Below are 26894 nucleotides of genomic sequence, written 5' to 3'. Positions count from 1 at the left end.
CGTTATGTTGGATCCACCGTGTGGCAATGTCGGAGTTGCTTATGCGCGGTCGGGATTAGAGTCAGAAAATTTCGTTCAAGACAGTTTAGGTTCGTGGTATTTCACAAAAAACAGCGGCCCAATTGAGCCGCTGTTTTCATTTCCCATACAAAGCAGGATCAATCCAGCGTACGGGTGACCTCTTCGCGCTCGAAGATTTCGATCACATCGCCGGCGCGGATATCGTCGTAGTTTTCGAACGCCATACCGCATTCCTGACCCGACTGAACCTCGGACACTTCGTCCTTGAAGCGTTTCAGCGTCTTCAGCGTGCCTTCGTGGATCACCACGTTGTCGCGCAGCAGACGGACGCCTGCGGAACGACGCGCCACACCTTCGGTGACCAGACAGCCAGCGACCTTGCCAACACCGGTAACTTTGAAGACTTCGCGGATCTCGGCGTAACCGATGAACTTCTCGCGGATTTCGGCGCTCAGCAGGCCCGAAGCGGCGGCTTTCACGTCGTCGACCAGATCGTAGATCACCGAGTAGTAGCGGATTTCCACGCCTTTCTGGTTCGCGGTGTTCCGTGCCGACGCATTGGCACGCACGTTGAACCCAAAGATCGGCGCACCCGACGCTTCGGCCAGGCCGACATCGGTTTCGGTAATCGCGCCAACGCCCGAGTGCAGAACGCGCACACGCACTTCTTCGTTGCCGATCTTTTCCATCGCCTGAACGATGGCCTCGGCCGAACCTTGTACGTCCGCTTTCATCAGAATCGGCAGCTCGGTGACGTTTTCGTCTTCCTTGGCCTTCTGCATCAGCTGCTCAAGAGTGGTCGCGGCACCAGCGGCGGCGCGTTTATCCTTGGCGGCCTGTTCACGATAGGCGGCAATCTCACGGGCCTGTGCTTCGGTCTCGGTCACGTTCAGAACGTCACCGGCCTCGGGCGTGCCATTGAGACCCAGAACCTCGACCGGGACCGAGGGGCCAGCTTCTTTGACGCGGTCGCCCTTGTCGTTGATCAGCGCACGGACTTTACCGTATTGCTCACCCACAACGAAGATATCGCCCTGACGCAGCGTGCCGTTCTGAACCAGAACGGTGGCCACGGGGCCACGGCCCACATCCAGCTGCGCCTCGATCACGGCACCTTGGGCGGCGCGGTCGGGGTTGGCTTTCAGCTCCAGAATCTCGGCCTGCAGCGCGATGGCTTCCAGCAGTTCGTCCAGACCCTGTCCGGTGATGGCGGACACTTCGACGTCCTGAACCTCACCCGACATTTTCTCGACGATCACTTCGTGCTGAAGCAGGTCGGTGCGCACTTTGTCCGGGTTTGCATCCGGCTTGTCGACCTTGTTGATCGCCACGATCATCGGCACTTCGGCCGCTTTGGCGTGATTGATCGCTTCGATCGTCTGCGGCATCACCGCGTCGTCGGCAGCCACAACCAGCACCACGATATCCGTGACCTGAGCCCCGCGCGAACGCATCGAGGTAAAGGCCGCGTGGCCCGGCGTATCCAGGAAGGTCAGCGTAGTGCCGCCATCGGTTTTCACCTGATAGGCACCGATATGCTGGGTGATGCCTCCGGCCTCACCGGCAACAACGCGCGCATCGCGAATCGCATCCAGCAACGAGGTCTTACCGTGGTCGACGTGACCCATGATGGTGATGACCGGCGGACGCGGCTGCAGATCTTCTTCGCTGTCTTCGACCTCTTTGATGACGTCTTCGACATCCGAATCGGAAACACGCGTGACCTTGTGGCCAAACTCTTCGATGATCAACTCGGCGGTATCGGCATCGATGGTTTGGTTCTGCGTGACCATCATGCCCATGTTCATCAGCGACTTGACCACGTCAGCCACACGCTCGGCCATACGGTTCGCCAGCTCGGATACTGTGATCGCCTCGGGCAGTTGAACGTCGCGGATTACCTTTTCCCGCTCGACCGGGCCGCCCATGGCTTTTTGACGCGCACGCTCTTGCTTGCGCTTCATCGACGCCATCGAGCGCTGACGGCTACCTTCGCCACCGGTGGCCTGACCCAGTGTCAACTTGCCGGAACGACGATTGTCATCACGGCCCTTGCCGCGACCGCGCTGTTCGCGTTCACGGTCCTGCTTGCGCGGGGTGGCGGCCGGGGCTGGTTTGCTGGCCGGTGCGCGCGCCGCTTTGGGTTCTTCGGCAGCTGGGGCAGCAGCGGCACGTTTGGCGGATTCTGCCGCCTCTTTGCGCTTGCGCTCTTCCTCTTCGGCCTTGGCGCGGGCGCGCTCTTCAGCTTCGCGCTGTTCGCGCTCTTTTGCTTCTTGCTCGGCACGACGACGGGCGCGTTCTTCCTCGCGCGCCTTTTCGGCGGCTTCACGCGCTGCGGCCTCTTCGACTTCGCGGGCCTTGGCGGCCTGCAGTGCCTTCATCCGACGCGCCATTTCCGCGTCAGAGATACCTGCAGGGCGACGCGACGGATCACCCGACGGCGTTGCTCCGCCACCCGGTTTGCCGGCGCCCGGCTTGGGAACCACCACGCGCTTGCGTTTGGTTTCCACCACGACATTCTTGGTGCGTCCGTGGCTGAAACTCTGTTTCACATTTCCGGGGCGTGCCCCACCACGAAGACCCAATGTCTTTTTGCCGTCATTCTCGCTCATAAAGCTTTTTACCCTTCCGCGCGGCCCCTGCCGCCGTCATCCGTTTCGCGCAAGCCACGCAGGCGCTGCGCTTCCTCTACAACACGTTTGGCGAGTCCACCAGAGGCCATGGCCGCATGAATCACGGTTTGGCGCCCAAATGCCTGTCCTAACTCGTCTGCGGTCAGCCAACCGATGTATTTTCCAAAGTGCGGCGTGCTGAGTTTCGACTTGCCGCGCCCCGATCCATCGCTGGCCTGAATCAGCACTTGTGCCTCTTCCCGGTCCAGCCATGTCTTGACCTTTTCGTACCCAGCGACCGCGTCACCGGACTTGCGCGCCAGGCTCAACAGCTCGATCACCCGGCGCGAAACCTGTTTTTCGACCTCATCGGTCAAATCCTGTGGCACGCTGACTTGCGCTTTGAACCCGCGGGCGAACAGCTTCTTGCCAACGGCCTTGTCCAGTGCAGCGCGATCCGCCGCCACATAGACTCCGCGACCCGGCAATTTCGCCGCAACATCCGGATAGACCTGTCCGTCCGGCCCCGCCACAAAGCGTATCAACCCATATTTAGGTTGAATGTCGCCCGTGGCGATGCACTTGCGTTCAGGTCCTTCGGACCGATCCTTATGGACGCCACTGCGACCCATGCGCGCACCCCGAGGCCTGAGATCAGGCCTCGGCCTCCTCGTCTACCGCTTCGCCATCTTCTTCGGCTTGTTCCAGCTCGGCGGGATCGACCCAGCCCAGCATGATACGTGCGGTCATGACCAGATCCTGTGCTTCTTCCAGCGTAACGCCGAAAGGCTCAAGCACACCGTCATCCTTGATTCGCTCACCATCGACCGTGGTCCAGCCGCCGGCCAGTTCCCAATCGGCGCAGGTGGCAAAATCCTCAAGCGTTTTCACGTCGTCCTTTGCCAGCGCTTCCACCATCTGGGGTGTCAGGCCTTCGAATTCAATAAGGCTGTCCTCGGCACCCAAGGCACGGGCTGCGTCCAGCGCTGCCTTAGCCTGGGCTTCCAGGAATTCGCGTGCGCGGGTTTGCAGCTCCTGCGCAGTGCCTTCGTCGACGCCGTCAATGACCAGCAGCTCTTCCAGCTCGACATAGGCGACCTCTTCGAGGTTGGTGAAGCCTTCGGACACCAGCAGCTGTGCAAAGAATTCGTCCAGATCCAGGCTTTCCATGAACAGTTGGGTTCGGGCTTCGAACTCTTTCTGACGACGCGCCGATTCTTCGGCCTCGGTCATGATGTCGATATCCAAATTTGTCAGTTGGCTGGCCAGACGCACGTTCTGACCGCGGCGACCGATTGCGAGGCTCAGCTGTTCCTCAGGCACAACAACTTCGATCTTGCCGGCCTCTTCGTCCAGAACCACCTTGGAAACCTCTGCGGGCTGCAGCGCGTTCACCAGGAAGGTCGGCTGGTCTTCGTTCCACGGGATGATGTCGATCTTTTCGCCTTGCAGCTCGTTCACAACGGCCTGCACGCGGCTACCGCGCATACCAACGCAGGCACCAACGGGATCAATCGAACCGTCATACGAGATCACGGCGATCTTGGCGCGGGAGCCGGGGTCACGGGCCACGGCCTTGACCTCGATGATGCCGTCATAGATTTCCGGCACTTCCATCTTGAACAGCTCGGCCATGAATTCCGGCGCAGTGCGCGACAGGAAGATCTGGTGGCCACGAACCTCGCGGCGCACTTCCTTGATATAGGCACGCACGCGGTCATTCGGGCGATAGCTTTCGCGGCCGATCTTGTCATTGCGGCGCAGAACGGCCTCGGCACCGCCCAGATCGACGATGACATTGCCAAATTCTTCGCGCTTGACGGCACCGTTGATGATGGTGCCTGCGCGATCCTTGAATTCTTCGTACTGACGGTCGCGCTCAGCTTCGCGAACCTTTTGCAGGATGACCTGCTTGGCGGACTGAGCAGCAATCCGGCCCATTTCAACCGGGGGAACCTCTTCGACGAAGACGTCGCCGACCTCGGGCGCTTCCATGTACTGCTTGGCCTGCTCGACGGTCATCTCGGCCTGGTAGTTCTCAAGCTCTTCATCCTCGACCACGGTGCGAACGCGAGTAAAGGTTGCTTTGCCGGTCTTGCGATCGATGCTGACACGGATATCCATCTCGGCGCCGTAACGGCTCTTGGCGGCACGGGCGAGCGATTCTTCCATCGCTTCGACAACCAGACCTGGGTCGATCATCTTTTCGCGGGCCACGGCCTCGGCGGTCTGCAGCAGCTCCAGCTGGTTGGCTGAGGTGATTGCCATCAGTTCGTCTCCTCTTCGGACCCTTCGGTCTCAATCTCGTCGAAAGCGTTTTCGTTCAGGGCACCGGCGTCCTTGCGCTGGCGCAACATTTCCTTGATCAGGTCATCGGTCAAAACCAGCTTGGCATCGCTTAGCCAGTCGAATTGCAGACCAATGGTGATTGTCTCGGACCCTTCGGGGATGTTGATCAGAACCTCATCCCCTTCGATCCCAGCCAGCTCACCCTTGAACCGGCGGCGGCCATCGATCAGCTCGACGGTCTCGATCTTGGCCTCATACCCCTCGAACATCTCAAAATCCTTGAGACGGGTCAGAGGACGATCAATGCCCGGGCTTGAAACCTCAAGCGTATAGGCGTCAAGAATCGGATCTTCGACATCCAGCGTGGCGCTGACCGCGTTCGAGATTTCGGCGCAATCATCCACTTCGATGCCACCATCAGGCTTGTCGGCCATGATTTGCATCGTGGTGGTCTTGCCACTCATCAGGCGGATGCGGACCAGCTCATACCCCAGATCTTCGATCACGGGGGTGATGATCTCGGCCAGCCGCCGATCAATCGCCGCTTTGGCTATCAGGTCGTTTGTCATCAGGTGCTCTACCCTGTCATACGGGCACAAAAAAACGGGCGCGCGGCCCGTCGAAATTTCCGGTGGAGCCCCGGACCGAAGCCCGACACGCCGCTGTTGCAACTGCATATACGCAGGGTTTCCCGAATCTGCAACCCCCGGTGCAAGACGTGATCGGATTTACGCCATCCACCACCGTTCGGCGATGCGGCCATCGTCCAGTGCGCGGCCCGCCCCGATCTGGCGCGGCATTCCCACATGTGGGGCCACGGCCAGTGCCATATCCGATTTGCTTGGGTGAAAACGCAGCCCGCGCTGGCCTTTCAACTCGCCGCCTGAGGGCAGCGCCGCCACGTCGACGAACCCGTCGCGTAACGCCTCGTCCCGGACACGGGCGTCGGGGATGACAATGATTTCGAACGTCTCGACCCACCCGGCCTTGCCGTCCTTATAGTGCCCGACCACCTTGCGGCCCAGGAAATGACGATCATCCTCGGCGCGTTCCACGCGGTAGCATCCGGTGCCATTGGCCGCGTGTAAAGGCGTCACGCCTTGCCCGTTGCGGGTGATGACAAAGCGGCTATCGGCTAGCAGGAACGGCAGGCCCGGATTTGCCTCAGCCAGTTCAAGCTGCACCTGATTGGGCGATACGGCTTCGACCCGCCCAACATTGCCCAGAACTGCCATCACATCCGCAACGTCCAGCGGCACGCCATCGTGAAAGGTAACACCCTTGCGCAGATCGAACTGCCAGACCCGCGCATCCGCGTCCGTATGCCAACCCGTCGCAAGCTCACCGCGCAAGGTGCCATCTGGGGCAATTTCGGTCAGATTATCAAACACCGCCCCACGGGCCACCTGTTCCAAGCTGTCATCGCGTGGCACAGCCAGCCGCAGTGCACCACCGGCCTTAGGCGTATCCGCCAGCGACGCCCCCGTGGCCGCCAGCAAAGCTGCGGCAGCACCCGAGGCAAACAGAGCACGACGGTCAATCCGGGTCATACCACCCCCTCGGCCACGCGATCCATGATCCGGACCAGCTCGGCGCTGATACCGGGTTCAGACAGGGCGTGGCCTGCGTTGCGGACCATCTTCAGTTCGGCATTGGGCCAGCGTTCGGCCAGATTCCACGCGGCCTGTGGTGGGCAGATCATGTCATAGCGACCCTGCACGATATGGCCGGGGATATGAGCGATCTTGTCCATCTGGTCCAGAATCTGACCGTCCTTCTCAAGGAAGGCGCTATTGATGAAATAGTGATTCTCAAGCCGCGCAAAGGCCCGCGCGTATTCGCCAGGGCTTTCCCCCGTCCCACCTTGGGCATGAATTGAAGCCAGCGCGTTCTCCCACGCGGACCAGGCCCGCCCATACAGGATTTCCGTGGCCCGATCCCCCGAAAACAGGCGTTTGTTATAAGCAGCGATCGTGTCGGTCAGCTCAGCCTCGGTCAGCAGAGCGGTGAATTTCGCCCATTGCTCGGGCCAGAACTTGCCTGCGCCGCCGCCATAGAACCAATCAAGCTCGGCCTGTGTGGCCAGGAACACGCCGCGCAGCACCAGACGGTTCACGCGATCCGGGTGCGCTTGTGCATAGATCAGCGCCAGAGTCGCGCCCCAGCTGCCGCCAAACACAGCCCAATCCTCGATATCCAGCAGGGTGCGCAACCGTTCGATATCGGCCACCAGATGCCATGTCGTATTGTCGGTCACCGACGCATGGGGCCGCGATCGGCCACAGCCGCGCTGATCGAATAGAATCACCCTATAGACGCTGGGATCGAAATAACGGCGCATCGCCGGGCTGCAGCCGCCGCCCGGCCCGCCATGCAGCACCACAACCGGTATCCCCTTTGGATTGCCGCATTGTTCCATATAAATGCGATGCCCTTCGCCCATATCCACCATGCGCTGATCGAACGGGTCGATCGGCGGGTACAGATATTGCACTGCGCGCTTTTGGTCCGGGTACTTGTCCATTATGGCCCTATATAGTCCTTAAACGTAAAAGAGCATACGGAGACAGGAATGCAAGCGCATCCGAACACTGTGGATCCATCCGAGATCGCAAAATTCGAAGCGATGGCCGCAGAATGGTGGGATCCTCACGGGAAATTCAAACCGCTGCACATGATGAATCCGTGCCGTCTGGATTATATCACACAGCAGATCGCGGGCGAATTTGACCGGGATTTGACCGCGCCGAATCCGTTTCAGGGCCTGCGTTTGCTGGATATCGGCTGCGGCGGAGGGCTGCTGAGCGAACCGATGGCGCGCCTTGGGGCCGAGGTCGTGGGCGCCGACGCCGCCGAGGGCAACCTGCCCGTTGCGCGCATCCACGCGGAACAGTCCGGGCTGGACATCGACTATCGCCACACCACCGCCGAGGCGTTGGCCGAGGCGGGCGAGCAATTTGATGTGGTGCTGAACATGGAAGTGGTCGAGCACGTGGCCGATCCGCTGTCCTATCTGACCGCAACGCGGCAATTGCTGAAACCCGGCGGGTTGGAGATTTGTTCCACCATCAACCGCAACCCGAAATCGTATGCTATGGCGATCGTCGGGGCCGAGGTCGTCATGCGCTGGCTGCCGCGGGGTACGCATGAGTGGAACAAGTTCATCACCCCCGATGAGCTGTTCGACCTGCTGCGCCAAGCCGGGCTGGAGCCGGTGGACCGCAAGGGGTTTGTATTCAACCCGATTCTTTGGAGTTGGTCGATCTCGGACCGGGATCTGAGCGTCAATTACGTCACAGCCAGCATTCGCCCAGAGTAAGGACTTTTTATGTCAGTAATCCCCGAAGGTTGCAGCCTGTTCGTCGTAGACATCGAATACATTGTACCAATGAATCAGGTGGAACCCGTAATCGACTCGCATATGGATTTTGTACACGCGTCATATAAAGATGGCCGGTTCCTGATGTCCGGGCCAAAGGTTCCACGCAGTGGAGGTCTGATCGTGATGACCGCCGACAGCCGGGAGGAGGCTGAGAAGTATCTGGAACATGACCCGTTCGCACAAGAAAAGGTTGCCAAATTTCGCGTGACCGAGTTCCGGGCGTCCAACCTGCATCCCGCTTTGAAAGCCTGACTCACTCGTCTTCGAGTCGGATTCTCAAATCCCGCAGCACCGGCAGCGTGCTGCGGACACGCTCCAGCCCCAGCTCTCCGACCACGCGGTTGATCAGCGGCGCAATCGACGAAATCGCCTGATCGCGCGCGCGACGTCCGGCGGGACTGATCGCGACCATCTTGCGGCGGGCGTCGTCCCAGTCGGGGCGGATGTGGATGTAACCAGCCCATTCCAGCTTGGCCAAGGTGTTGGTCATCGCCCCTCGGGTCACGTGGAACGTATTGGCCAGCTGCGCTGGGCTGCGCTCATCCCCGACAAACACCAGATGGTTCAGCACCGAGAAATGCGAAATTTCCATGCCCTTGGGCAGCACCCGGCTCAGCCGGTTGCGCAATAGTTGATCGGCGGTCAGGATCTCGCTGAACAGCGTGACCGCAAGGGCATTATGTTCGTCAGTCATGGTCCGGTTCTGGATCAGGGCCCGTCGAAAGGCCGCACGTGAGTCAACGAGGGCACCCGACGGCGCGCCTCTGACACAGAACTATCATCCAAATCGAAAAAGTGAATGCCTGGATCGCCCCCTGCGTCGACAACGACCTCTCCCCACGGGGCCACAACCATGCTGTGACCGTAGGTTTGGCGCGTTCTGCCGCGGGTTTTCGGATGCTCTCCGGTCTGTGCCGGGGCCAGCACCCAACAGCCGGTTTCAATCGCCCGCGCCCGCAGCAGTGATTCCCAATGGGCCGCGCCGGTGACCGGCGAAAACGCTGCCGGAATGGTCAGAATTTGCGCCCCCGCCTGCGCCAAAGCGGCATAGAGATGTGGGAAACGGATGTCATAACAGATGCTCAGACCAACCGTGCCGAAATCGGTTTTGGCCAGCACCGCCTTATCGCCAGGGCGATAGTTTTTGGATTCGCGGAAGGTCTCAGATTCCGAGACCTGCACGTCAAACATGTGAATCTTGTCATACCGCGCCACGATCTGCCCTTGCGGGTCTATCAAAAAGGAACGGTTGGCAAAACGCCCATCGGCATCGTGGGTTTTGATGGCCAAAGACCCAATCAGCAGCCAGACGCCCAGCGCTGCGGCCTGTTCACGCAGACCCGCCAGCGTTTGGTCGTCTTCTTCATGCTGCAGAACGTCGCGCTGTCGGGTTGTGCTGGTGGACACACAGTTCGTCACCTCGGGCGTCAGAAGGAACCGCGCGCCCTGACCTGCGGCCTCGGCCATCATGGCGCGCACCATTTCCAGATTTTCGGTCGGGTTATCCGACGAAGTGATTTGCAGCAGCGCGGATTTCATCAGGCCGCCAAAAGACGATCCAGCTTGCCCTGACGGTCCAGTTCGTACAGGTCATCGCAGCCGCCCACATGCTGCGTCCCGATGAAAATCTGCGGCACGGTGCGTTTGCCTCCTGCGCGTTTGATCATCTCTGGCTTGTGCTTGGGGTGCATCAGCACGTCGATCTCTTTGAATTCGACGCCTTTCTGTTTCAGCAGTCGTTTGGCTGCATGGCAAAAACCGCAAAGCGGCGAGGTGTAGATTTCAACCGGTTTCATATTCCGTCCCTTTGGGTTTCGCGTGATCTTCCGCGAATTAGGCATCCTTGGCAACGCGTGCCAGTACCAACACGAAAATATGATTTGCACCCGCTGCATGGCAGGCACGCGCACAGGCTGTCAGAGTCGCACCAGAGGTCATGACATCATCGACCAGCAAGATATCCCGTCCTTTAATGCGCGACCCCTGCCTGGGATGCGCCGAGATCGCACCGGCCAGGGTTTCCGCCCGCTGAGCAGCGGTTTTCCCGTCCAGAACTGGCGTTCGTGCCCGTCGGTGCAACAGGTCCGGGCACACTTCAATTCCCGTTTCCCGCCCCAGATGCTGGGCTAGCAATGCCGACTGGTTGTACCGTCGCTTGATCAAACGGGACCAGTGCAGGGGCACAGGCGCGATCAGCATGTTGTCGCGAAATAGATCCCGCCCGGCTTGCGCCATCCACCGAGCTGCTGGCTTTGCCAGCTCAGGTCTGTCGCCGTGTTTCAAGGCCAGAATCAAGGCGCGCGCCTTGCCATCGTACATCAGCGCAGCCCGACCATCCTGCCAGGGGCGGGCCGTTTTCATGCAGTCATCGCATTCGATCCGGTGACCATCCACCTCGCCCGGCAAGGGCACCCCGCAGCTTTCGCATACCACTCCGCCAATGAAAGGCGTGTCGCGCCAGCAAGCGCCGCACAGGCCGAAATCCGCTTCGGTCAATTCACCACATCCCAGACATCGCGGTGGATAGATCAACTCGACAGCGGTTTGAATCCGCTGCCATATGCGGTAGTTGCGCCCTATGAAACTGCCTGAGTCCAACGCACCCTCTCTGTTCGACCGCCCAGCCCTGATCCGACACCGTGCCCGCGCGCGGGACGAGGCGCTGTTTTTGCATCGCGCCGCGGTGGATGAGGTGCAGGATCGGCTCTCCATGGTTAATAAAACCTTTACGGCCCCGGCGATTGTGACGCCGTTTGCGCATATCTGGCAGGACGTTTTGCCGGAAGCACAGATCGTTTCGGATGACGAGGTTCTGGACCTAACACCCAGAGCGCATGATCTGGTGATTCACGCCATGGCGCTGCATTGGGCCAATGATCCGGTGGGGCAGCTGATCCAATGTCACCGCGCCCTGCAGCCCGACGGCTTGCTGCTGGTGGTGTGTCTCGGCGGTGAAACCCTGCACGAGTTACGCGCCGCCCTTGGGCAGGCCGAGATCGAGGTCACAGGTGGCCTCAGCCCCCGTATCGCCCCGATGGCCGAGCTGCGCGATCTGGGCGGGTTACTACACCGCGCGGGGCTTGCGCTGCCGGTCGCCGATACCGCTCGTCTGACGGCGGAATACCGCGACTTGACCCATCTGATGCATGATCTGCGCGCGATGGGAGAGACCAACAGCCTGTCCGGACGCATGAAACACGCCACACAGCGGCAGGTCTTTGCCCGGGCGCAGCAGATTTACGCCGATCACTTCCCGACACCGCAGGGGCGTTTGTCGTCCACTTATGAATTGATTTGCCTGACCGGCTGGTCACCCGATGACAGCCAGCAAAAACCATTGCGTCCGGGATCAGCGCAGGCGCGCTTGGCCGAGGCGCTGGGAACGAAAGAAGGCAAACTGTCCAATTGACGACCGGAGATTTCCGGTTATCTCAGCCAGATACAGAGAACTCTCAGGAAGCTCGAAATGTTTGACGCCACTCGCCCCGATCATGCCCCTGCGGACCACCCCAAGGTCAAAATGGGCCGCGTCGGCATCCTGCTGGCCAATCTTGGCACACCGGACGACTATAGCTATTGGCCGATGCGCCGGTATCTGAACGAGTTTCTGTCGGATCAGCGCGTTATCGACTATCCCAAATGGAAATGGCAACCGATCCTGCAGGGAATCATCCTGACCAAACGCCCGTTTAGCTCGGGCGAAGCGTACAAATCGATCTGGAACCACGACAAGGGCGAAAGTCCGCTGATGACGATCACCAAGGACCAGACCGCCAAGCTGCGTGATGCGATGCAGGCGCGTTATGGCGATCAGGTGCTGGTCGATTTCTGCATGCGCTACGGCAACCCGTCGACCAAATCGAAAGTGCGCGAAATGGTGGCGGCGGGCTGCGACCGCATCCTGTTCTTCCCGCTATATCCGCAATATGCGGGCGCGACGACGGCCACCGCCAATGATCAGTTCTTCCGCGCGCTGATGGATGAAGCCTGGCAACCAGCCGCCCGCACCGTACCTGCCTATTTCGATGAACCCGCCTATATCGACGCTCTGGCCGGGTCGGTGGAACAGGCCTATGCAGCGATGGAGACCAAGCCGGATATATTGGTTTGCTCCTATCACGGGATGCCGGAACGGTATTTGCAGCAGGGCGATCCATACCACTGCCAATGCGCAAAAACCTCGCGCTTGCTCAAGGAACGGCTGGATTGGTCGGACGATCAGCTTGTTTCAACCTTCCAATCGCGATTCGGGCCTGAGGAATGGTTGAAGCCGTATACGGTCGACCACGTGGCCGAGCTGGCGCGGCAGGGCAAGAAAAACATTGCCGTGATCGCACCGGCGTTTTCCGCCGATTGCATCGAAACGCTGGAAGAGATCAACGAAGAAATCAAGGAAAGCTTCGAAGAGGCGGGCGGTGAAACCTTTACCTATATCCCCTGCCTCAACGATGATGATTCGCACATCGCGGCATTGGGCAAGGTGATCGAAGACAATCTGAAGGGTTGGCTGGACTAAGCAGCACCCATCAATCAGGCATGAAAAAAGGCGGTGGATCGCTCCACCGCCTTTTCTCTAGATGGCGCTCGTCAAATTAGCTTGCTGCAACAGCTGCGGCAACTACGACCAGCAGGATCAGCGGCAGGATGATTCCCTGCGACGAACCTTGAGTTTCCTCTACAACAACCGGTGCTTCAACAACCGGCTCTTCCAGGTTACCGGCATAAGCGGTCGAAGCAGCAGCAGTCAGTGCAGCGGCGAGAACGAGTTTCTTCATATTAACCTCCAGAATTTGCACGGTTCCGAATAGTGAAACCGCACACCCAAGACTTACCTCGTGTTTTTTTCTAACCAGCTATCCGACTGGAATGCAATTGCAACTTGCGCCGCAAGCGGGTTCGTGCGCGAAAATGTCGTCAAATTAGCAACACTTGCGTGCCGACCTTCGCCATTGAAAACAATTCCGCGATATCCTCGTTGAACAATCCGATGCAACCATTCGACGAACGGCGGCCGATTTTGCGCGTGTCATGTGTTCCGTGGATGCGATAATACTTCCAACTTAGATACAAAGCGTGCGTTCCCAATGGGTTATCAGGACCCGGCGGGATATAATCCGGCCATTCGGGGTTGCGCTTTTTCATCGAAGGCGTGGGTGACCAGCTCGGACCCTCGACTTTGCGGATCACACTTGTACGACCACGGCGCGTCAGCTCCTCGGTCAGAGGTACGGACGAGGGGTAAAGTTTATACACCCGCTGGTCGTCGGACCAGTAATGTAACGCGCGCGAGACGGTATCGACCAGAATGGCCCCGTTATTTGTGTTCGAGAAATAGGGTTGCCAATCCAACGCACGAAAGCCCGAGATATTTCGCCGCACATTGGGTTCCGCCTCGGGTGCGGGGCGCAGCGGGTCGCCGGGAATGTATTGCGCAATCGCAGGTGAGGCCAGCAGGGCTGAAGCCCCGGCCAGGAATCCGCGACGGGAAGCTACATGAATGTGTTTCTTGACCATGAGGGGCGGTCCTTTGCTAAGGCCAGTCTGAAAATCTGTCGTATTCTATTGCCAGAATGCTTCAGTCGCAAATCAAACCGGCAGAATCACGCAGAATGGGTCCATTGTGCGTTTGCTCAAGACGGTCTGTCACGCTATGCCGTAGATTAACACAATCATCAGGTCGATCATGACGCGTATTATTTCACTACTGTTTGCCTGCTTTATTGCGCTGGCCGCATGTACACCCAGCAGCACCCCGACATATGGATCGGATGGCCGGCCGCTGCCGACCGTCTACAAAATCCGGGGCAATCCCGAAAAACTGCAGTTCCGCATGCTTGATTCGGTCAACGCACTGCGTCAGGCGCAGGGCTTGCAGTCAGTGCAGCTGAATTCGCAGCTTAATGCCGCGGCCGCCACCCACGCCAAGGACATGGCACGGCAAAACCGCCCATGGCATTTTGGGTCGGACGGATCATCGCCAATCGACCGCGCCCAGCGCGTGGGCTATTTTGGCACGTTCCTGGGTGAAGCAATTTCCGAGACCTATGAAACCGAAACCGAAACGCTGGCCGCCTGGATGCAGGAACCTGGTCCGCGCTCGGTGATTCTGGACCCCAAGGCCACGCAGATGGGTTTTGCATGGCATCAGGAAGGTGGCGGGAAAATCTGGTGGACGCTGGAAATGGGCGCTGGCGGTTAACCGCAACCCCATCCGAAAACGAAAAAGCCCCCGGAAAACCGGGGGCTTTTTTCATATCCTCAGAGGCTTAGGCCGCTTGCATAGACTGCGCTTCGGTCAAAATCGCATACAACTTGACCGGGTCCGGGTTGGCCCGCAACTTGGCGCAGACCGAGGTGTCACGCAGGGTGCGGGACACCAACGCCAGTGCTTTCAGATGATCCACCCCGGCCTCTTCTGGGGCGAACAGGGCAAAGGCGATATCGACCGGCTGGCGGTCAACCGATCCAAAATCGATCGGTTTTTCCAACATGACAAACACGCCTGAAACGTTTTCCAATTCAGCCATACGGGCATGCGGCAAAGCCACACCATGACCCACACCAGTCGGCCCCAGGCTTTCCCGTTCCAGCAGCCCTTCGACAACAATCTGGGCATCAAGGCCCAACGCTGCCTCAGCCACATCCGCAATTTCCTGAAACAACCGCTTCTTGCTGGAAGCGGCGGACAGTACGCGAACTGCTTCGGGCTTCAATATGCTCGAAAGCTCCATGATTACGCTCCATGGCGATGCCCCCGCATTTGCAGGGGCCTGCCTTTGCTATTCTTGCCTGTTACGGATCGATCCAGCCGATATTACCGTCCTCCCGACGATAAACGACGTTCAATCCGTCCTTGTTTTCATTCCGGAACACCAGCACCGGGGCGCCGGCCAGTTCCATCTGCATGACGGCTTCACCAACACTCAGCGATGGGATCTTGGTTTCCATCTCAGCCACGATCATCGGCTGCAGAGATTCGGGTTCGGCTGCCGAGTCAGATTCGTCAGAGGCGAGGATATAGGACGACGCCCCAAAGAGTTCAACAGGCTCAGACCGATCCTTGTGGTGATCCTTCAAACGCCGCTTATATCGGCGCAGCTGTGTTTCCATCTTGTCGCAGCAACCTTCGAACGCCGCATAGATTTCAGTTGCATGAGCTTTGGCCTGCGCCGTCAGCCCCGTAGAAAGATGTACGGTGGTTTCGCATACATATTCATGCGCTGAACGGGAAAAGACGACGTTGGCATCTGTCGGACGCTGGGCATATTTGCCCACAACCTCGCCCAGTTCGGTCTGCACGTGAGTTTGCAGCGCCGCGCCGATGTCGATCTGTTTTCCGCTGATTTGGTAACGCATGTGATCTCCTTCACAATTCACACCCATTCTTACGTCACGTTACGCGACGCACGTGTTTTTATCGGGTGGGGGAAAAAGGCATATCCTGCAGTAGCCGCGCCATTTGCCCTTCCAGGAAGGGGCATCGTGATCCAGACGGAAACCGAAGAAATGCCATGACCCAATTGAGGCAAGAGACGGCGGGAGAGTCAATCAAAACAGACGTGTATATACGTGATTTCCGCCATGCAGTCGGCGCATTTCTGCGCAAGCCTATGATATACGGAAATTTTCACCCAGATAAACGCGCCGGACGTTCTCATTTTCGACCACTTCGTCCGGGGTGCCAGACATCAGCACCTGACCGTCATGCAGGATATAGGCGCGATCCACAATCTCCAACGTTTCCCGCACGTTATGGTCGGTGATCAGAACCCCGATACCGCGTTTTTTCAGATCAGCGACCAGGTGGCGGATATCGCCCACGCTGATCGGATCGACACCCGCAAAAGGTTCATCCAACAGCAGGTATTTCGGGTCGGCCGCCAGACAGCGCGCAATTTCAACCCGGCGGCGTTCACCGCCCGACAAGGCCAGCGCGGGTGCCCGGCGTAGGTGTTCAATCGAAAAATCCGATAGCAGCTCTTCCAGCCGCTCTTTGCGGCGATGGGCATGGCGGACGGTGATATCCAGAACCGAGGCGATGTTGTCCTCGACGCTCATGCCGCGGAAGATCGACATCTCTTGCGGCAGATATCCGATGCCCAAACGCGCGCGGCGGTACATCGGCAAGGTCGTTACGGTCTGCCCGTCGATCGTAACCGTACCCGCCTCAGGGAAGACCAGCCCGGCAACCGAGTAGAACGTGGTGGTTTTGCCCGACCCGTTCGGACCCAGCAGCGCCACAACCTCGGACCGGTCAAGCGTCATCGACACATCGCGGATCACGGTCTTTTTGCTATAGGATTTCCGCAGCTTTTCTATTCTGAGGCCGGATTGCCCCTCGGCCACGGTCAGTTCAGGCCGCGCCATCAATTATTGCCCTGCTGCAGGATGGTTTTGACATTGCCTGTCATCGTTGCCGTGCCAGTGGTCAGATCAGCATTCATCTGATCGCCGCTGATGGTGCTGGGCCCCTGCGTTAGCAGCACATTGCCCTTCATCACGATCACACCTGAATCAATGGTGTATTCAGCCCAGTCACCCTCGGCCGCGTCGGGCGGGCTGACCAGAACCACATCTTCGGTCGCTTCCATCCGCTCGATACCCGAGCGATCCTCATTATACAGAACCAGCACCCGTTCAGCGGTCAGGCGCATTTCCCCCTGAATGACGATCACATTGCCCACAAATTCGGCCGAGCCGTTTTCTTGATTGACGTTGAGGGTTTCCGAGGTCACCTCGACCGGCAGCGAAGGGTCAGCCTTGACCGCGCCAAACGCAACCTGAGTCTCCTGCGCCGCCGCAGAAAAAGCACCAAGTGTCAGTACAAGGCAAAGTGGAACAAATCGAAAATCGAACACAGGTTATCTTTCTGCTTTTTCAGGCTCGTATATCAGCTTCACGCCGTCTGTAAAAATAATATGGACCGGTCCGTCCTTTTTTTCCGTTCCAAAGGTCATGCCACCTGCAGAAATGTTGCCGATAATCCCGGTGCCATGCACCTCACCCGGCGCATCACCGCGAATTTCATCCAGCGCGGTGTTCAGCAGATCGGTTGTGATCTCGGTGCCATCGGTCGAGGTTATGACCACATCGCCAATAAAGGTTGCGGTGTTTTTGTCGGGGCGGATCATGCCAGAGTTGGAATCCAACGTGATAACGCCGCCGCCCGAAAGGCCCAGGCGGCCCCGGAACTCGGCCGCTGTCGGGGTGGAAGCTTCGGTGCCTTGCGTGGCGCGGGTCGCTTGGATCTGGACCTCTTCGCCCTTGCGCGTGGTGCCGCGGTAGTTTGGCTGCGTCACCACCTGATCGGCCAACCGTTCGTCGATATCCTGTTGGGAAAAGGGCACGGACACATTGGTTTCGATGCTGCGCGACAGCAAGAACACAGTGGACAGCATCAAGATGGCCACCAAAGGCAGCACCACCTTAAAAAACTGAACCATGCGTGAATGTCCGTCCACCGCTCAGCCCCTACCTAGCCCAGACCGACGCGCAAGCAGTCGTGGATGTGCAGCAGCCCCTCGGCCTGCCCCTGTCCTTCGGGATCAACTACAAACAGCGAGGTGATCTTGCGATCGTTCATGATCGCAACCGCCTCTTCCGCCATAGCGTTTGGTGCGATGGTCATCGGGTTGCGGGTCATCACCTCTTCGGTGGTTCTGTTCAGCAACCCTTCCATGTTCCGGCGCAAGTCACCATCCGTGACGATGCCCATCAGGCGGCCCGCCTCGTCGGTCACGCCGACGACACCAAAGCTTTTCTGGCTCATGACCAGCAAGGCTTCGCTCATCGGGGTGCCAACAGGCACCACGGGCAGGTCGGCATGCATCAGATCGCGCACAGTGGACAGCTGCGCCCCCAGTTTGCCGCCGGGGTGGAAGGCGCGGAAATCCTCGGGCTGGAAGTCGCGGTATTTCATCAGCGCAATGGCCAACGCATCGCCCATCGCCAATGTCAGCGTGGTCGAGATCGAGGGCACCATGCCGAACCCGCAAGCCTCACCCAGCGACGGGATCAGCAGATGCACATCGGCCTGCTTCATCAACGTGCTTTCCGGCTTGCTGGACAGGCCGATCAGCGGAATGCCAAAGCGGCGGGTAAAGGCCAGCAGGTTTACCAGTTCCGGTGCCTCGCCCGAATTGGAAATCGCCACAACAACATCACCTTTGGAGACCATGCCCAGATCCCCATGGCTGGCCTCGGCCGGATGCACGAAATAGGCAGGCGTGCCGGTGCTGGCCAGGGTGGCCGCAATCTTGTGACCGATATGGCCGGATTTGCCGATGCCGCTGATGATGATGCGACCCGGAGCCTGCAGGATCATCTGCACGGCTTCGGCAAAGTGCTCGTCCAGACTGTCGGCCAGCACGTCCAGCGCGCGGGCCTCGTCGGTGACGACCTGTTTGGCGGTTCTCAGAAAGGACTCGTTATCAGTCATGAGTGTGCAAAGATATCCGTTTCGGGCCAGCCTGCGAGGTCAAGTTTCGCACGCGTCGGCAAGAAGTCAAAACACGCCTGTGCCATCTCGGCACGGCCTTCGCGGGCCAAACGCCCGTCCAGCGCATCGCGTAGCTGATGCAAGTACAGAACGTCCGAGGCCGCATATTCCAACTGAGCGTCGGTCAGGGTTTCGGCCCCCCAGTCGCTCATCTGCTGCTGCTTCGAAATATCGACACCAATCAGCTCCTGACACAGGTTCTTCAGGCCATGACGGTCGGTATAGGTGCGCACCAGACGGCTGGCGATCTTGGTGCAATAGACCGGCGCGGCCAGTGCGCCAAAGGTGTGGTACATCGCGGCAATGTCAAACCGTCCAAAATGGAATAGCTTTAACACGTCGGGGTTTTCCAACATGGCGCACAGGTTTGGTGCCTGCGTCTGGCCCTTTTCAACCTGCACGATATGGCTGTTGCCGTCGCCGCCCGACATCTGGATCACGCACAGGCGGTCGCGATGCGGGTTCAGCCCCATGGTTTCGCAATCAATGGCCACCACAGGGCCCAGGTCCAACCCGTCCGGCAGGTCGTTTTTATAAAGATGGTTCGCCACGGGGTCTTCCTTTATGCGATATCGCCCCCGAGATAGGAGGTTTGGCCCGTAAACTCAACGCCATCAATAGAATGCGACAAACATGCGCGGATTTCTTGACCCCAACTGCTTTGACAGGAAAATGGATAAGGCCGCTCTGCGCCTGGCATTAAGCAGGCCCTGACGCGACGCCAATTGAAAAAAGGTCCGAACCGCCGATGCTGAGTGTCCTGCGAATCCGCACCTATCGCCATCTGTTGGGGGCTCAGGTCGTTGCGTTGACGGGCACCGGTTTGGCGACAATTGCGTTGGGGCTACTGGCTTATGATCTGGCAGGTGGCGCGGCCAGTCTGGTGTTGGGCACCGCGCTGACGATCAAGATGGTGGCTTATGTGGTCGTCGCCCCACTTGCCGCAGCCTTCGCAGAGCGGCTCGACCGCCGCCGGATGCTAGTGACGTTGGATCTGGTGCGTGCGGCAGTTGCCGTCTGCCTGCCTTTCGTGACCGAGATCTGGCAGGTTTACGTGCTGATCTTTGTTCTGCAATCCGCATCCGCCGGGTTCACCCCGGCGTTTCAGGCCACCATCCCCGACGTGCTGACCGATGAGCAGGACTATACCAAGGCGCTCTCCTTGTCGCGGCTTGCCTATGATCTTGAAAGCCTGCTCAGCCCTGCTCTGGCCGCAGCGCTTTTGCTGTTCGTCAGTTTCGACAGCCTGTTCTGGGGTACGGGCCTGGGGTTCATCGCCTCGGCACTGTTGGTGGTGTCGGTTGCCCTGCCCTCACCCAAACCGACAAAACGCCGCGGAATTTATGACCGTACGACACGCGGCATTCGTCTGTACCTGCATACACCCCGACTGCGCGGATTACTTGCCCTGACTTGGACAGCAGCGACCCTCAGCGCGATGATTATCGTCAATACGGTTGTAATTGTGCGGTCCGACTTGGGCCTGTCGGAAAGCGCTGTGGCCATAGCGTTGGCCGGGTTCGGCGGCGGTTCGATGCTGGCCGCATTTGCCCTGTCCAAACTGTTAGATCGGTTCATGGACCGCACCGTTGTGCTGAGCGGGGCCATTTTCGGAATCCTGGCAATTGGTCTCTCTGCCATCCTGTTCGCGGCTATGCCGATCTCTCTGATCGGTCTCGCAATACTCTGGGCCTGCATCGGGTTTGGCTATTCCGCCACGCTGACGCCTTCAGGCCGGTTGCTGACCCGCTCGACCCGATCCGAAGACCGACCAGCCGTGTTTGCCGCCCAGTTCACCCTGTCGCACGCCTGCTGGCTGGTGCTATATCCACTGACCGGCTGGATCATGACCACAACCAGCACGGCGGCAACGTTGGGTTGGATGACCCTGATCGCGGCCCCCGGGGTTATGGTGGCCCTTGTGATCTGGCCGCGTTCGGACCGGAAAGCCGTTTCAAAAGAACATGCTGACATGTCTTGAGCCCCCCTGCCCCGGTGCATTACACCTTGGTGCATCATGGATCAGCTAGACCGTCGCATCATCGCCGCCCTGCAGCACAACGCTCGCGAATCGACCACCAAGATCGCCGCGAAGCTGGGCGTGGCCCGAACCACCGTGCATGAACGCATCAGCCGCATGGAAGAGCGTGGCGTGATCGCAGGCTATTCGGTGGTTCTGAACAGCCCCGAAGACGCCCCGCGCGTACAGGTGGTCGTGCTGCTGGAAGTGCAGCAAAAGGAAACCAAGCGTATCATCAATCGGCTTGAGGCTTACCCCGAGGTCAAGCTCTGCCTGTCGATAAATGGCGAGTTCGACCTCCTGCTATCGGCCGAGGCCCCGCGGATCGAGGATTTGGATATTCTGGTTGATGATCTGGCCAAGATCCCCGGCGTGCTGCGCACCAATACCAGCGTTGTCTTCGGCCGCCGGATTGATCGAATCTGAACGGCTGATAACCCTCTGTAAACCCTAGCAGGACTAGCTTGGCCGGGACTGATCAGAATCCCGGACCGGCAGAATGCCCCATCGTTTGATCTTTGGCCTGAGTTTGCTTGCGTTGTGTGCGGCGCAACAGGTCTTTGCCATGCCCGATGCCCGCGGGGCGGGCATTTGCGATGCAGCCGCGCGCCGCGCTGCCCAATCCCAGGGTGTACCGCTGGATGTCTTACGCACGATTGCGCGGGTGGAAACCGGGCGGTTGCGGGACGGGCAGTTGGAACCTTGGCCCTGGACCATCAATGTCGAAGGGCAAGGATACTGGTTCACGTCCGAGTTTGAGGCAAAATCTTACGTTTTCGACATTTTCAAAGCAGGCAAGCGCAGCTTTGACATCGGCTGTTTCCAGATCAATTACCGTTGGCACGGCAAGGCATTCCGGTCCATCGACGCCATGTTCGACCCGGATGAAAACGCCACCTACGCCGCCCGGTTTCTGAATGAACTGTATGCCGAGCTTGGATCGTGGCCCGCAGCCGTTGGGGCCTATCATTCCCGCACACCGTCGCTGGCCAATGCTTACTCGGGCCGGTTTCAGACCGTACTGGCACAACTGGATCAATCCTTGCCCACTGCCCCGGAACGGGCCGCGCGCGACCCGTTTACCACCGCCGCAACCCCTCTGATCCCGGTCAACCTACCGCAACCGGGTGGCGGCGCACTGGGGTCGCTGGTTCCGCCTTCGGGCACTGCCACCGCCTTTATCTCGTTCAACTAGGAGGCATGCGTGCCCAAGATCGACGCCCGTTCCCTGTTTTCTCCGACCGTGCTGCTGGCGCTGGCGCTGATGACGGTCATAGTGATGATGATCCTGCCGATGCCCGCCTGGGTGCTGGATGTGGGCCTGGCAGCCTCGTTCGCGCTGGCGATCCTGATCTTTACGCTGACGCTGTTTATCGAACGGCCGCTGGATTTCTCGTCTTTCCCAACAATCCTTTTGGCCTCGCTGATGCTGCGGCTGTCGCTGAACGTATCCTCAACCAAGCTTATCATCGGAGAGGGGCACACGGGACCCAATGCCGCTGGGGACGTGATCGAAGGTTTTGCCGATTTCGTCATGGGCGGCAGTATTTTTTTGGGGCTGGTGGTGTTCGGGGTGCTGCTGATCGTGAATTTCATGGTCATCACCAAGGGCGCCGCCCGCATGGCCGAGGTCGGAGCGCGGTTCGCCTTGGACGGCATGCCGGGAAAACAGCTCGCCATCGACAGCGACATGTCCGCCGGGGCCATCGACCACCAACAGGCTAAAGAACGCCGCGAGCGTGAGCAGCAAGAGACGACGTTTTTCGGCTCTCTCGATGGGGCGTCGAAATTTGTCAAAGGCGATGCAATAGCCGGGCTGCTGATCACGTTGCTCAACCTGGTGATGGGATTGATCATGGGTGTGATCGTCCATGGGATGCCAATCTCATCCGCGTTCGAGACCTACGCCATCCTGACCGTTGGTGACGGGCTGGTGTCGCAAATCCCGGCGGTGATCATATCGATCGCGTCGGCCTTGCTGCTGGCCCGCGGCGGTACGCAGGGGGCGACCGACAACGCAATCTTCTCGCAGCTGGGCCGGCATCCAGCGGCCCTGGCAACAGTTGCCATGTTGATGGTGCTGTTTGCGCTGGTGCCCGGCCTGCCCTTTTTGCCATTCATCCTGGGGGCGGGTGTACTGGGCTATGCGGCCTATAACGTCCATCGCAAGCAAAAGACCGAAGCGGAAGAGGCGCTGGCCCCAACACTGCAGGAAGACACACCGGTCTCGCAAGCAATTGGCGATATTTTGGACCTGGACGATGTGCATCTGGAGTTTGCCCCCGATCTGGTCAGCATGGTCCTAAACCCCGGCACCGGGCTGGACGCGCGCATCGCTAATATGCGGACCTATGTGGCCTCAAGCTTTGGCCTGATCCTGCCTGATATCCGCCTGACCGACCGCGCCGATCTGCCCATGGGCACCTATGTGGTCAAGGTCCAGGGCGTCGAACAGGCGCGCGGCGTGTTGAACCCTGATCTGGTTCTGGCGCTGGTACAGGATGACCGCGACATGCTGCCCGAGGGTAATGACGTGACCGAGCCCGTCTATGGCGCCCCCGCCCGCTGGATTCTGCCCAAGGATCAAGAGGCCGCCGCGCTTAGTGGGGCCACCATCGTTTCCCCGCCCGAGATTCTGGCTACTCATCTGCTTGAGATCATCAAACAGAACTTCTCACGCCTGCTGACGCTGAAATCCCTGCGCCGCCTATTATCCGAGATGACACGGCTCAGCGATCCGGTTCGGGCCGAGGCCAACCGCAAGCTTCTGGACGAGTTGATCCCCGACAAGGTACCGATCGACACGCTACATGCGGTGCTGCGTCTGCTGCTGGACGAACGGGTCTCGATCCGCAACATGGCGCTGATTCTGGAAAGCGTGGCTGAGGCGCGGCTGACCACCACTCAGCCCGAAGGCATCTGCGAACTGGTCCGGCAGCGATTGGGTTTCCAACTGGTGGCCGAGATGAAACGCGAAGACGGATCGATCCCGCTGATCCAACTGGCCCCGGAGTGGGAGGATACCTTCACCACCTACCAGATCGACGCGCCTGCAGCGGGTCTCGACGTGGCGCTGCCGCCGAACCTGTTCAACAAGCTGGCCGATGGCGTGGTCGACAGTGTCGCGCAATCCGCCGATCACGGGCTGTTTCCGGCGTTGGTCACCTCGACCCGCCGTCGCCGTTTGCTGCGCACCATCATGCACGCGCGCGGCATTACCAACCCGGTGCTGTCGTTCGAGGAAATCAGGCTCGAGGCGCGGCCTTCGCTGGTTGGAACGGTGCCCGCGTGATCGCGCTACCGCCCGAGCTTTTGCCCCAGCTGGGTGAGGGTTTGTGGCACCTCTTTGCCGTCTTCCTGCGTGTCTCGGCCATGGTGTCGCTGCTGCCCGCCTTTGGCGAGCGCAGCATTCCGACCCGCGTCAAATTCGGCATCGCGGCTGCCTTTACCCTTATTGTGACACCAGCGATTGCGGCGCCTGTTGCCCCACCCGGCCTGTTGCCAATGGCAGGATTGGTTCTGACCGAAGTGCTGATCGGGATGGCCTTGGGTATGTCGCTGCGACTGTTCGTGCTGGCCCTGCAAACGGCAGGATCGATTGCGGCGCAGGCAACATCGCTGTCGCAGATTCTGGGTCCAGCTGCTGCAGATCCCGTACCCGCGATGGGATATCTTCTGACACTGGCTGGCCTGACACTGGCGGTTTTGCTCGGCCTGCACATCCGCGTCGCTCAGTTTCTGATCCACAGCTATACGCTGTTTCCAATGGGCACCCCAATACTAGCCCCGGACCTGTCGCAATGGGGGGTGCAGCAAATTGCGCGCAGTTTTGCGTTGGCGTTTGCGCTGGCTATACCCTTCGTGATCGCCTCGCTGATCTATAACCTTGCGCTTGGCGTCATCAACCGCGCGATGCCGCAGCTGATGGTGGCGTTTGTTGGCGCTCCGGCCATTACTTTTGCAGGCCTGTTCCTATTGTTCGCGGGCACGCCCCTGATCTTGTCTGTCTGGTCTGATGCCTTTTTTGCCTTCATGCTGAACCCGCTTGAGGACCCAAGATGAGCGGGTCCGAAGACGACAGCGAAAAGTCCTACGAGCCGACGCCGCAGAAGCTCCAGAAAGCGCGCGAAAAGGGTGAGGTTGCCAAGTCTAACGACCTGTCCGTGGTTGCCGCTTATGCCGGGTTCCTCATTGCCCTGTTCGCGGCCGGGCAATTTGGCGTGCAACATATGGGAAGCTTGTTTGTCGTTCTGATTGATCAGGCCGACACTATCGCTCCCTTGCTGACCGACGGGTCCGCCGCAAGCCCGGTCGGTGGGAAGGTCAAAACGGCGCTGTTGTCCGTCACGGTTCTGTTTGCTGTGCCCGCCGCCGCTGTTCTGCTCAGCCTGATCGCCCAGCGTGCGCTGATCTTTGCGCCCAGCAAGCTGAAACCCAAACTGTCCCGCATCTCGATCATCTCGAATGCAAAGAACAAATTCGGGCGCGGCGGCCTGTTCGAATTCGCCAAGAGCTTTGTGAAACTGGTGATCTACGGCACCTGTCTGGCGCTGTTTCTGCGCTCCAACCTAAACGAGATTCTGTCCGCCAGCGCCGCTCCGGCGCGGTCATCGGTCATGCTGATGATGAATTTTCTGTTTCGCTTCCTGTTCATCGTCATCACCGTGGCGCTTGCCATCGGGGTGATCGACTATCTTTGGCAACATACCGAGCATATTCGCAAGAACCGGATGTCGCGCAAGGAAATTCAGGACGAAACCAAGGATGCCGAGGGCGACCCGCATGTCAAACAACAACGCCGCCAGCGCGCGCAGGACATCGCCACGAACCAGATGATGTCCGACGTACCCTCGGCGGATGTGGTGATCGTCAACCCGACCCATTACGCGGTGGCCTTGAAATGGGCCCGGACGGCGGGGTCAGCGCCGGTTTGCGTGGCCAAGGGCGTGGACGAGGTGGCCGCAGCGATCCGAGCCCGGGCAGCTGAGACTGGTGTTCCCATTCATTCCGACCCGCCCACGGCCCGCGCCCTGCATGCCGCCGTCGAGATCGGACAGGAAATAGCGGAAGAACATTATCGCCCCGTCGCTGCTGCCATCCGATTTGCAGAGGCGATGCGCAAAAAGGCCAAGGGACAGGTCAGATGAAACAAGCCGCCCTATCAGACCTAAAAAACGTTACAGAGGCCGTGTTTCAAAAAGAATACAACGCCCTGCGCCCCCTACTAGAGGTTGAAGCACGCGTGCAACACCAATTGGCGCGGCTGGACGCGCAGGTCCGGCAATCACGCCAAGACAGCACCGCGGCCGAGGGGTACCGAGTCACTGGCACCGATGTGTTGTGGAACAGTTGGGAGTCGGCCACGCGCCGCCAGCTGAATATGGAACTGGCGCGGATTCGGGCGCAAAAACTGTCGGCGATGGACGCGCTGCGCACGGCCTTTGGCCGCAAACAAGCCGTCACCAACCTGTCAGACGCCCAAAAAAAGGCGCACAAACGCGCCCAGCACCGGAAATCGTCACCCTACTAAACAGCGTATAACCCCGTCAGAATCAAACGTCCTGTCGGTTGACGCTCATGATCAAGACCTGAAACACATCATCGCCCAAATCCTTGCGCGCTGTCTCCAGCAACGCTTTGCGCAGAACGCTCATATTGTCCGATTCAGTGAATGCGCCGTCAAAACCACCGGTATTGGCGTGATCAAACATGACCTGCAAAAACCCGTCGCGCAGTTTGGGTTCAAGCGCGTAGAAAGCTTCGGTCATGCCAGGAGTGATTTCAAGGCTCAGCGACATGGTGACCAACGCCGCGATCCGGTCCGCATCGACGACTGGCACCACAAACTGCTTGGTCAGTTTGAGGTATTCATAGTCGCTTTGCGTGTCCTTTTTCCCAGCAATGTCCTTTTTCTTGGCGGATTTCTCTTTGGTTTTTTCCGCCTTGGCCTTGGGTTTTTCCTGTTTTGCGGCCTCTTTCGGTTCACCGGAGGGCGCAAACACAACTCCGGCACCGATACCGGCCCCCAGACCGATCAGCAAGAATACGACGGGTAGAAGTTTCTTCATCACA

The 26894-nt window shown here is 59.3% G+C and carries 32 protein-coding genes; 12 read left to right on the top strand and 20 right to left on the bottom strand.

Annotated elements, in window-relative coordinates; translation table 11 throughout:
- Nucleotides 1–158: 158 nt before the first annotated feature.
- The 6 genes from infB to pip form a co-directional block, all read right to left on the bottom strand.
- Nucleotides 159–2633, bottom strand: a complete 2475-nt coding sequence (infB, locus tag ACR3EP_RS15540) for a translation initiation factor IF-2 (protein ID WP_170379264.1) — start codon at nt 2631–2633, stop codon at nt 159–161.
- Between the two features lie 8 nt (nt 2634–2641).
- A complete protein-coding gene (locus ACR3EP_RS15535; RefSeq protein WP_480638586.1) occupies nt 2642–3265 on the bottom strand; it encodes an RNA-binding protein in 624 nt (207 codons plus the stop codon).
- A 22-nt stretch (nt 3266–3287) separates the two neighbouring features.
- Complete coding sequence (nusA, locus tag ACR3EP_RS15530; protein ID WP_170351914.1) at nt 3288–4901, bottom strand: transcription termination factor NusA; 1614 nt, start codon at nt 4899–4901, stop codon at nt 3288–3290.
- Entirely contained in the window at nt 4901–5491 is a 591-nt protein-coding gene (gene rimP / locus ACR3EP_RS15525) for a ribosome maturation factor RimP (protein WP_480638585.1), read from the bottom strand. The genes nusA and rimP overlap by 1 nt, the downstream gene beginning before the upstream one ends.
- Before the next feature lie 159 nt (nt 5492–5650).
- A complete protein-coding gene (locus ACR3EP_RS15520; RefSeq protein WP_480638584.1) occupies nt 5651–6472 on the bottom strand; it encodes an ABC transporter substrate-binding protein in 822 nt (273 codons plus the stop codon).
- On the bottom strand, nt 6469–7446 hold the full coding sequence (pip, locus tag ACR3EP_RS15515; RefSeq protein ID WP_170351911.1) for a prolyl aminopeptidase: 978 nt from the start codon (nt 7444–7446) through the stop codon (nt 6469–6471). The genes ACR3EP_RS15520 and pip overlap by 4 nt, the downstream gene beginning before the upstream one ends.
- Nucleotides 7447–7494: 48 nt before the next feature.
- Between pip and ubiG the strand changes: the two genes are divergently transcribed.
- Both ubiG and ACR3EP_RS15505 read left to right on the top strand, forming a co-directional pair.
- Nucleotides 7495–8241 (top strand): bifunctional 2-polyprenyl-6-hydroxyphenol methylase/3-demethylubiquinol 3-O-methyltransferase UbiG, encoded by a 747-nt coding sequence (ubiG, locus tag ACR3EP_RS15510; RefSeq protein ID WP_170351910.1) that lies wholly within the window; start codon nt 7495–7497, stop codon nt 8239–8241.
- Between the two features lie 9 nt (nt 8242–8250).
- Nucleotides 8251–8556 (top strand): YciI family protein, encoded by a 306-nt coding sequence (locus tag ACR3EP_RS15505; RefSeq protein ID WP_170361897.1) that lies wholly within the window; start codon nt 8251–8253, stop codon nt 8554–8556.
- A 1-nt stretch (nt 8557) separates the two neighbouring features.
- Here the strand turns inward: ACR3EP_RS15505 and ACR3EP_RS15500 are convergent, their stop codons facing one another.
- The 4 genes from ACR3EP_RS15500 to ACR3EP_RS15485 are packed head-to-tail and all read right to left on the bottom strand — an operon-like array spanning nt 8558 to nt 10902.
- Complete coding sequence (locus ACR3EP_RS15500) at nt 8558–8998, bottom strand: MarR family winged helix-turn-helix transcriptional regulator (protein WP_170351908.1); 441 nt, start codon at nt 8996–8998, stop codon at nt 8558–8560.
- 14 nt (nt 8999–9012) lie between these two features.
- Nucleotides 9013–9843: a carbon-nitrogen hydrolase family protein gene (locus tag ACR3EP_RS15495; RefSeq protein WP_480638583.1), complete on the bottom strand. Its 831-nt coding sequence runs from the start codon at nt 9841–9843 to the stop codon at nt 9013–9015.
- Nucleotides 9843–10100: a glutaredoxin 3 gene (grxC, locus tag ACR3EP_RS15490; protein ID WP_480638582.1), complete on the bottom strand. Its 258-nt coding sequence runs from the start codon at nt 10098–10100 to the stop codon at nt 9843–9845. The genes ACR3EP_RS15495 and grxC overlap by 1 nt, the downstream gene beginning before the upstream one ends.
- 37 nt (nt 10101–10137) lie before the next feature.
- On the bottom strand, nt 10138–10902 hold the full coding sequence (locus ACR3EP_RS15485; protein ID WP_226689707.1) for a ComF family protein: 765 nt from the start codon (nt 10900–10902) through the stop codon (nt 10138–10140).
- Between ACR3EP_RS15485 and ACR3EP_RS15480 the strand changes: the two genes are divergently transcribed.
- Together ACR3EP_RS15480 and hemH are read left to right on the top strand one after the other, a co-directional pair.
- The gene (locus tag ACR3EP_RS15480; RefSeq protein ID WP_480638581.1) at nt 10883–11713 is read left to right on the top strand and encodes a methyltransferase domain-containing protein; all 831 of its coding nucleotides are present in this window, start codon (nt 10883–10885) and stop codon (nt 11711–11713) included. The genes ACR3EP_RS15485 and ACR3EP_RS15480 overlap by 20 nt on opposite strands.
- Before the next feature lie 57 nt (nt 11714–11770).
- Nucleotides 11771–12820, top strand: coding sequence for a ferrochelatase (hemH, locus tag ACR3EP_RS15475; protein ID WP_480638580.1), 1050 nt, complete (start codon nt 11771–11773; stop codon nt 12818–12820).
- Nucleotides 12821–12896: 76 nt separating this feature from the next.
- Here hemH and ACR3EP_RS15470 read toward each other — a convergent pair whose 3' ends face one another.
- Both ACR3EP_RS15470 and ACR3EP_RS15465 read right to left on the bottom strand, forming a co-directional pair.
- Nucleotides 12897–13079 carry a hypothetical protein gene (locus tag ACR3EP_RS15470; protein ID WP_010442520.1) on the bottom strand — a complete coding sequence of 61 codons (183 nt, stop codon included), beginning with the start codon at nt 13077–13079 and terminating at the stop codon, nt 12897–12899.
- Between the two features lie 139 nt (nt 13080–13218).
- Complete coding sequence (locus tag ACR3EP_RS15465) at nt 13219–13818, bottom strand: L,D-transpeptidase (RefSeq protein WP_170351903.1); 600 nt, start codon at nt 13816–13818, stop codon at nt 13219–13221.
- A gap of 169 nt (nt 13819–13987) precedes the next feature.
- On the opposite strand from ACR3EP_RS15465, the gene dalA reads away from it, so the two are divergent.
- The gene (dalA, locus tag ACR3EP_RS15460) at nt 13988–14503 is read left to right on the top strand and encodes a divisome-associated lipoprotein DalA (RefSeq protein WP_170361893.1); all 516 of its coding nucleotides are present in this window, start codon (nt 13988–13990) and stop codon (nt 14501–14503) included.
- Nucleotides 14504–14570: 67 nt separating this feature from the next.
- On the opposite strand, the gene ACR3EP_RS15455 is transcribed toward dalA, so the two are convergent.
- The 7 genes from ACR3EP_RS15455 to ACR3EP_RS15425 form a co-directional block, all read right to left on the bottom strand.
- Nucleotides 14571–15035: a PTS sugar transporter subunit IIA gene (locus ACR3EP_RS15455; RefSeq protein WP_170351901.1), complete on the bottom strand. Its 465-nt coding sequence runs from the start codon at nt 15033–15035 to the stop codon at nt 14571–14573.
- A 61-nt stretch (nt 15036–15096) separates the two neighbouring features.
- On the bottom strand, nt 15097–15660 hold the full coding sequence (gene hpf, locus ACR3EP_RS15450) for a ribosome hibernation-promoting factor, HPF/YfiA family (protein WP_170351900.1): 564 nt from the start codon (nt 15658–15660) through the stop codon (nt 15097–15099).
- Between the two features lie 252 nt (nt 15661–15912).
- Nucleotides 15913–16671 carry an LPS export ABC transporter ATP-binding protein gene (gene lptB, locus ACR3EP_RS15445; RefSeq protein WP_170351899.1) on the bottom strand — a complete coding sequence of 253 codons (759 nt, stop codon included), beginning with the start codon at nt 16669–16671 and terminating at the stop codon, nt 15913–15915.
- Nucleotides 16671–17162 (bottom strand): LptA/OstA family protein, encoded by a 492-nt coding sequence (locus tag ACR3EP_RS15440; protein WP_413247494.1) that lies wholly within the window; start codon nt 17160–17162, stop codon nt 16671–16673. The genes lptB and ACR3EP_RS15440 overlap by 1 nt, the downstream gene beginning before the upstream one ends.
- Before the next feature lie 3 nt (nt 17163–17165).
- Nucleotides 17166–17747, bottom strand: coding sequence for an LPS export ABC transporter periplasmic protein LptC (gene lptC, locus ACR3EP_RS15435; RefSeq protein WP_217356075.1), 582 nt, complete (start codon nt 17745–17747; stop codon nt 17166–17168).
- 32 nt (nt 17748–17779) lie between these two features.
- A complete protein-coding gene (locus tag ACR3EP_RS15430; RefSeq protein ID WP_170361891.1) occupies nt 17780–18742 on the bottom strand; it encodes a KpsF/GutQ family sugar-phosphate isomerase in 963 nt (320 codons plus the stop codon).
- Complete coding sequence (locus ACR3EP_RS15425; protein ID WP_170552350.1) at nt 18739–19353, bottom strand: ribonuclease D; 615 nt, start codon at nt 19351–19353, stop codon at nt 18739–18741. Before ACR3EP_RS15425 ends, ACR3EP_RS15430 begins: the two co-directional genes overlap by 4 nt.
- Before the next feature lie 197 nt (nt 19354–19550).
- Here ACR3EP_RS15425 and ACR3EP_RS15420 point away from each other — a divergent pair, with 197 nt between their 5' ends.
- The 7 genes from ACR3EP_RS15420 (at nt 19551) to ACR3EP_RS15390 (ending at nt 26352) form a co-directional block, all read left to right on the top strand.
- Complete coding sequence (locus tag ACR3EP_RS15420) at nt 19551–20783, top strand: MFS transporter (RefSeq protein ID WP_480638579.1); 1233 nt, start codon at nt 19551–19553, stop codon at nt 20781–20783.
- A gap of 36 nt (nt 20784–20819) precedes the next feature.
- A complete protein-coding gene (locus ACR3EP_RS15415) occupies nt 20820–21248 on the top strand; it encodes an Lrp/AsnC family transcriptional regulator (protein WP_170379279.1) in 429 nt (142 codons plus the stop codon).
- 73 nt (nt 21249–21321) lie between these two features.
- Nucleotides 21322–22017, top strand: coding sequence for a lytic transglycosylase domain-containing protein (locus ACR3EP_RS15410; RefSeq protein WP_480638578.1), 696 nt, complete (start codon nt 21322–21324; stop codon nt 22015–22017).
- Between the two features lie 9 nt (nt 22018–22026).
- Entirely contained in the window at nt 22027–24114 is a 2088-nt protein-coding gene (gene flhA, locus ACR3EP_RS15405) for a flagellar biosynthesis protein FlhA (RefSeq protein ID WP_480638577.1), read from the top strand.
- Nucleotides 24111–24884 carry a flagellar biosynthetic protein FliR gene (locus ACR3EP_RS15400; RefSeq protein WP_480638576.1) on the top strand — a complete coding sequence of 258 codons (774 nt, stop codon included), beginning with the start codon at nt 24111–24113 and terminating at the stop codon, nt 24882–24884. Before flhA ends, ACR3EP_RS15400 begins: the two co-directional genes overlap by 4 nt.
- On the top strand, nt 24881–25969 hold the full coding sequence (gene flhB, locus ACR3EP_RS15395) for a flagellar type III secretion system protein FlhB (protein WP_480638575.1): 1089 nt from the start codon (nt 24881–24883) through the stop codon (nt 25967–25969). Before ACR3EP_RS15400 ends, flhB begins: the two co-directional genes overlap by 4 nt.
- The gene (locus ACR3EP_RS15390; protein WP_480638574.1) at nt 25966–26352 is read left to right on the top strand and encodes a hypothetical protein; all 387 of its coding nucleotides are present in this window, start codon (nt 25966–25968) and stop codon (nt 26350–26352) included. The genes flhB and ACR3EP_RS15390 overlap by 4 nt, the downstream gene beginning before the upstream one ends.
- Before the next feature lie 22 nt (nt 26353–26374).
- Here the strand turns inward: ACR3EP_RS15390 and ACR3EP_RS15385 are convergent, their stop codons facing one another.
- Nucleotides 26375–26890, bottom strand: coding sequence for a flagellar basal body-associated protein FliL (locus ACR3EP_RS15385; RefSeq protein WP_170399462.1), 516 nt, complete (start codon nt 26888–26890; stop codon nt 26375–26377).
- Between the last annotated feature and the right edge of the window lie 4 nt (nt 26891–26894).

Source organism: Ruegeria sp. BB10, from assembly GCF_056535725.1.
Note: the sequence above shows the minus strand (reverse complement) of the source record. Positions and strands in the feature narration are given on the sequence as shown.

Bases quoted from the DNA above. Each gene is read 5' to 3' on its own strand.
- infB (WP_170379264.1), bottom strand. From the start codon at position 2,633: ATGAGCGAGAATGACGGCAAAAAGACATTGGGTCTTCGTGGTGGGGCA.
- ACR3EP_RS15535 (WP_480638586.1), bottom strand. From the start codon at position 3,265: ATGGGTCGCAGTGGCGTCCATAAGGATCGGTCCGAAGGACCTGAACGC.
- nusA (WP_170351914.1), bottom strand. From the start codon at position 4,901: ATGGCAATCACCTCAGCCAACCAGCTGGAGCTGCTGCAGACCGCCGAG.
- rimP (WP_480638585.1), bottom strand. From the start codon at position 5,491: ATGACAAACGACCTGATAGCCAAAGCGGCGATTGATCGGCGGCTGGCC.
- ACR3EP_RS15520 (WP_480638584.1), bottom strand. From the start codon at position 6,472: ATGACCCGGATTGACCGTCGTGCTCTGTTTGCCTCGGGTGCTGCCGCA.
- pip (WP_170351911.1), bottom strand. From the start codon at position 7,446: ATGGACAAGTACCCGGACCAAAAGCGCGCAGTGCAATATCTGTACCCG.
- ubiG (WP_170351910.1), top strand. From the start codon at position 7,495: ATGCAAGCGCATCCGAACACTGTGGATCCATCCGAGATCGCAAAATTC.
- ACR3EP_RS15505 (WP_170361897.1), top strand. From the start codon at position 8,251: ATGTCAGTAATCCCCGAAGGTTGCAGCCTGTTCGTCGTAGACATCGAA.
- ACR3EP_RS15500 (WP_170351908.1), bottom strand. From the start codon at position 8,998: ATGACTGACGAACATAATGCCCTTGCGGTCACGCTGTTCAGCGAGATC.
- ACR3EP_RS15495 (WP_480638583.1), bottom strand. From the start codon at position 9,843: ATGAAATCCGCGCTGCTGCAAATCACTTCGTCGGATAACCCGACCGAA.
- grxC (WP_480638582.1), bottom strand. From the start codon at position 10,100: ATGAAACCGGTTGAAATCTACACCTCGCCGCTTTGCGGTTTTTGCCAT.
- ACR3EP_RS15480 (WP_480638581.1), top strand. From the start codon at position 10,883: ATGAAACTGCCTGAGTCCAACGCACCCTCTCTGTTCGACCGCCCAGCC.
- hemH (WP_480638580.1), top strand. From the start codon at position 11,771: ATGTTTGACGCCACTCGCCCCGATCATGCCCCTGCGGACCACCCCAAG.
- ACR3EP_RS15470 (WP_010442520.1), bottom strand. From the start codon at position 13,079: ATGAAGAAACTCGTTCTCGCCGCTGCACTGACTGCTGCTGCTTCGACC.
- ACR3EP_RS15465 (WP_170351903.1), bottom strand. From the start codon at position 13,818: ATGGTCAAGAAACACATTCATGTAGCTTCCCGTCGCGGATTCCTGGCC.
- dalA (WP_170361893.1), top strand. From the start codon at position 13,988: ATGACGCGTATTATTTCACTACTGTTTGCCTGCTTTATTGCGCTGGCC.
- ACR3EP_RS15455 (WP_170351901.1), bottom strand. From the start codon at position 15,035: ATGGAGCTTTCGAGCATATTGAAGCCCGAAGCAGTTCGCGTACTGTCC.
- hpf (WP_170351900.1), bottom strand. From the start codon at position 15,660: ATGCGTTACCAAATCAGCGGAAAACAGATCGACATCGGCGCGGCGCTG.
- lptB (WP_170351899.1), bottom strand. From the start codon at position 16,671: ATGGCGCGGCCTGAACTGACCGTGGCCGAGGGGCAATCCGGCCTCAGA.
- lptC (WP_217356075.1), bottom strand. From the start codon at position 17,747: ATGGTTCAGTTTTTTAAGGTGGTGCTGCCTTTGGTGGCCATCTTGATG.
- ACR3EP_RS15430 (WP_170361891.1), bottom strand. From the start codon at position 18,742: ATGACTGATAACGAGTCCTTTCTGAGAACCGCCAAACAGGTCGTCACC.
- ACR3EP_RS15420 (WP_480638579.1), top strand. From the start codon at position 19,551: ATGCTGAGTGTCCTGCGAATCCGCACCTATCGCCATCTGTTGGGGGCT.
- ACR3EP_RS15415 (WP_170379279.1), top strand. From the start codon at position 20,820: ATGGATCAGCTAGACCGTCGCATCATCGCCGCCCTGCAGCACAACGCT.
- ACR3EP_RS15410 (WP_480638578.1), top strand. From the start codon at position 21,322: ATGCCCCATCGTTTGATCTTTGGCCTGAGTTTGCTTGCGTTGTGTGCG.
- flhB (WP_480638575.1), top strand. From the start codon at position 24,881: ATGAGCGGGTCCGAAGACGACAGCGAAAAGTCCTACGAGCCGACGCCG.
- ACR3EP_RS15390 (WP_480638574.1), top strand. From the start codon at position 25,966: ATGAAACAAGCCGCCCTATCAGACCTAAAAAACGTTACAGAGGCCGTG.
- ACR3EP_RS15385 (WP_170399462.1), bottom strand. From the start codon at position 26,890: ATGAAGAAACTTCTACCCGTCGTATTCTTGCTGATCGGTCTGGGGGCC.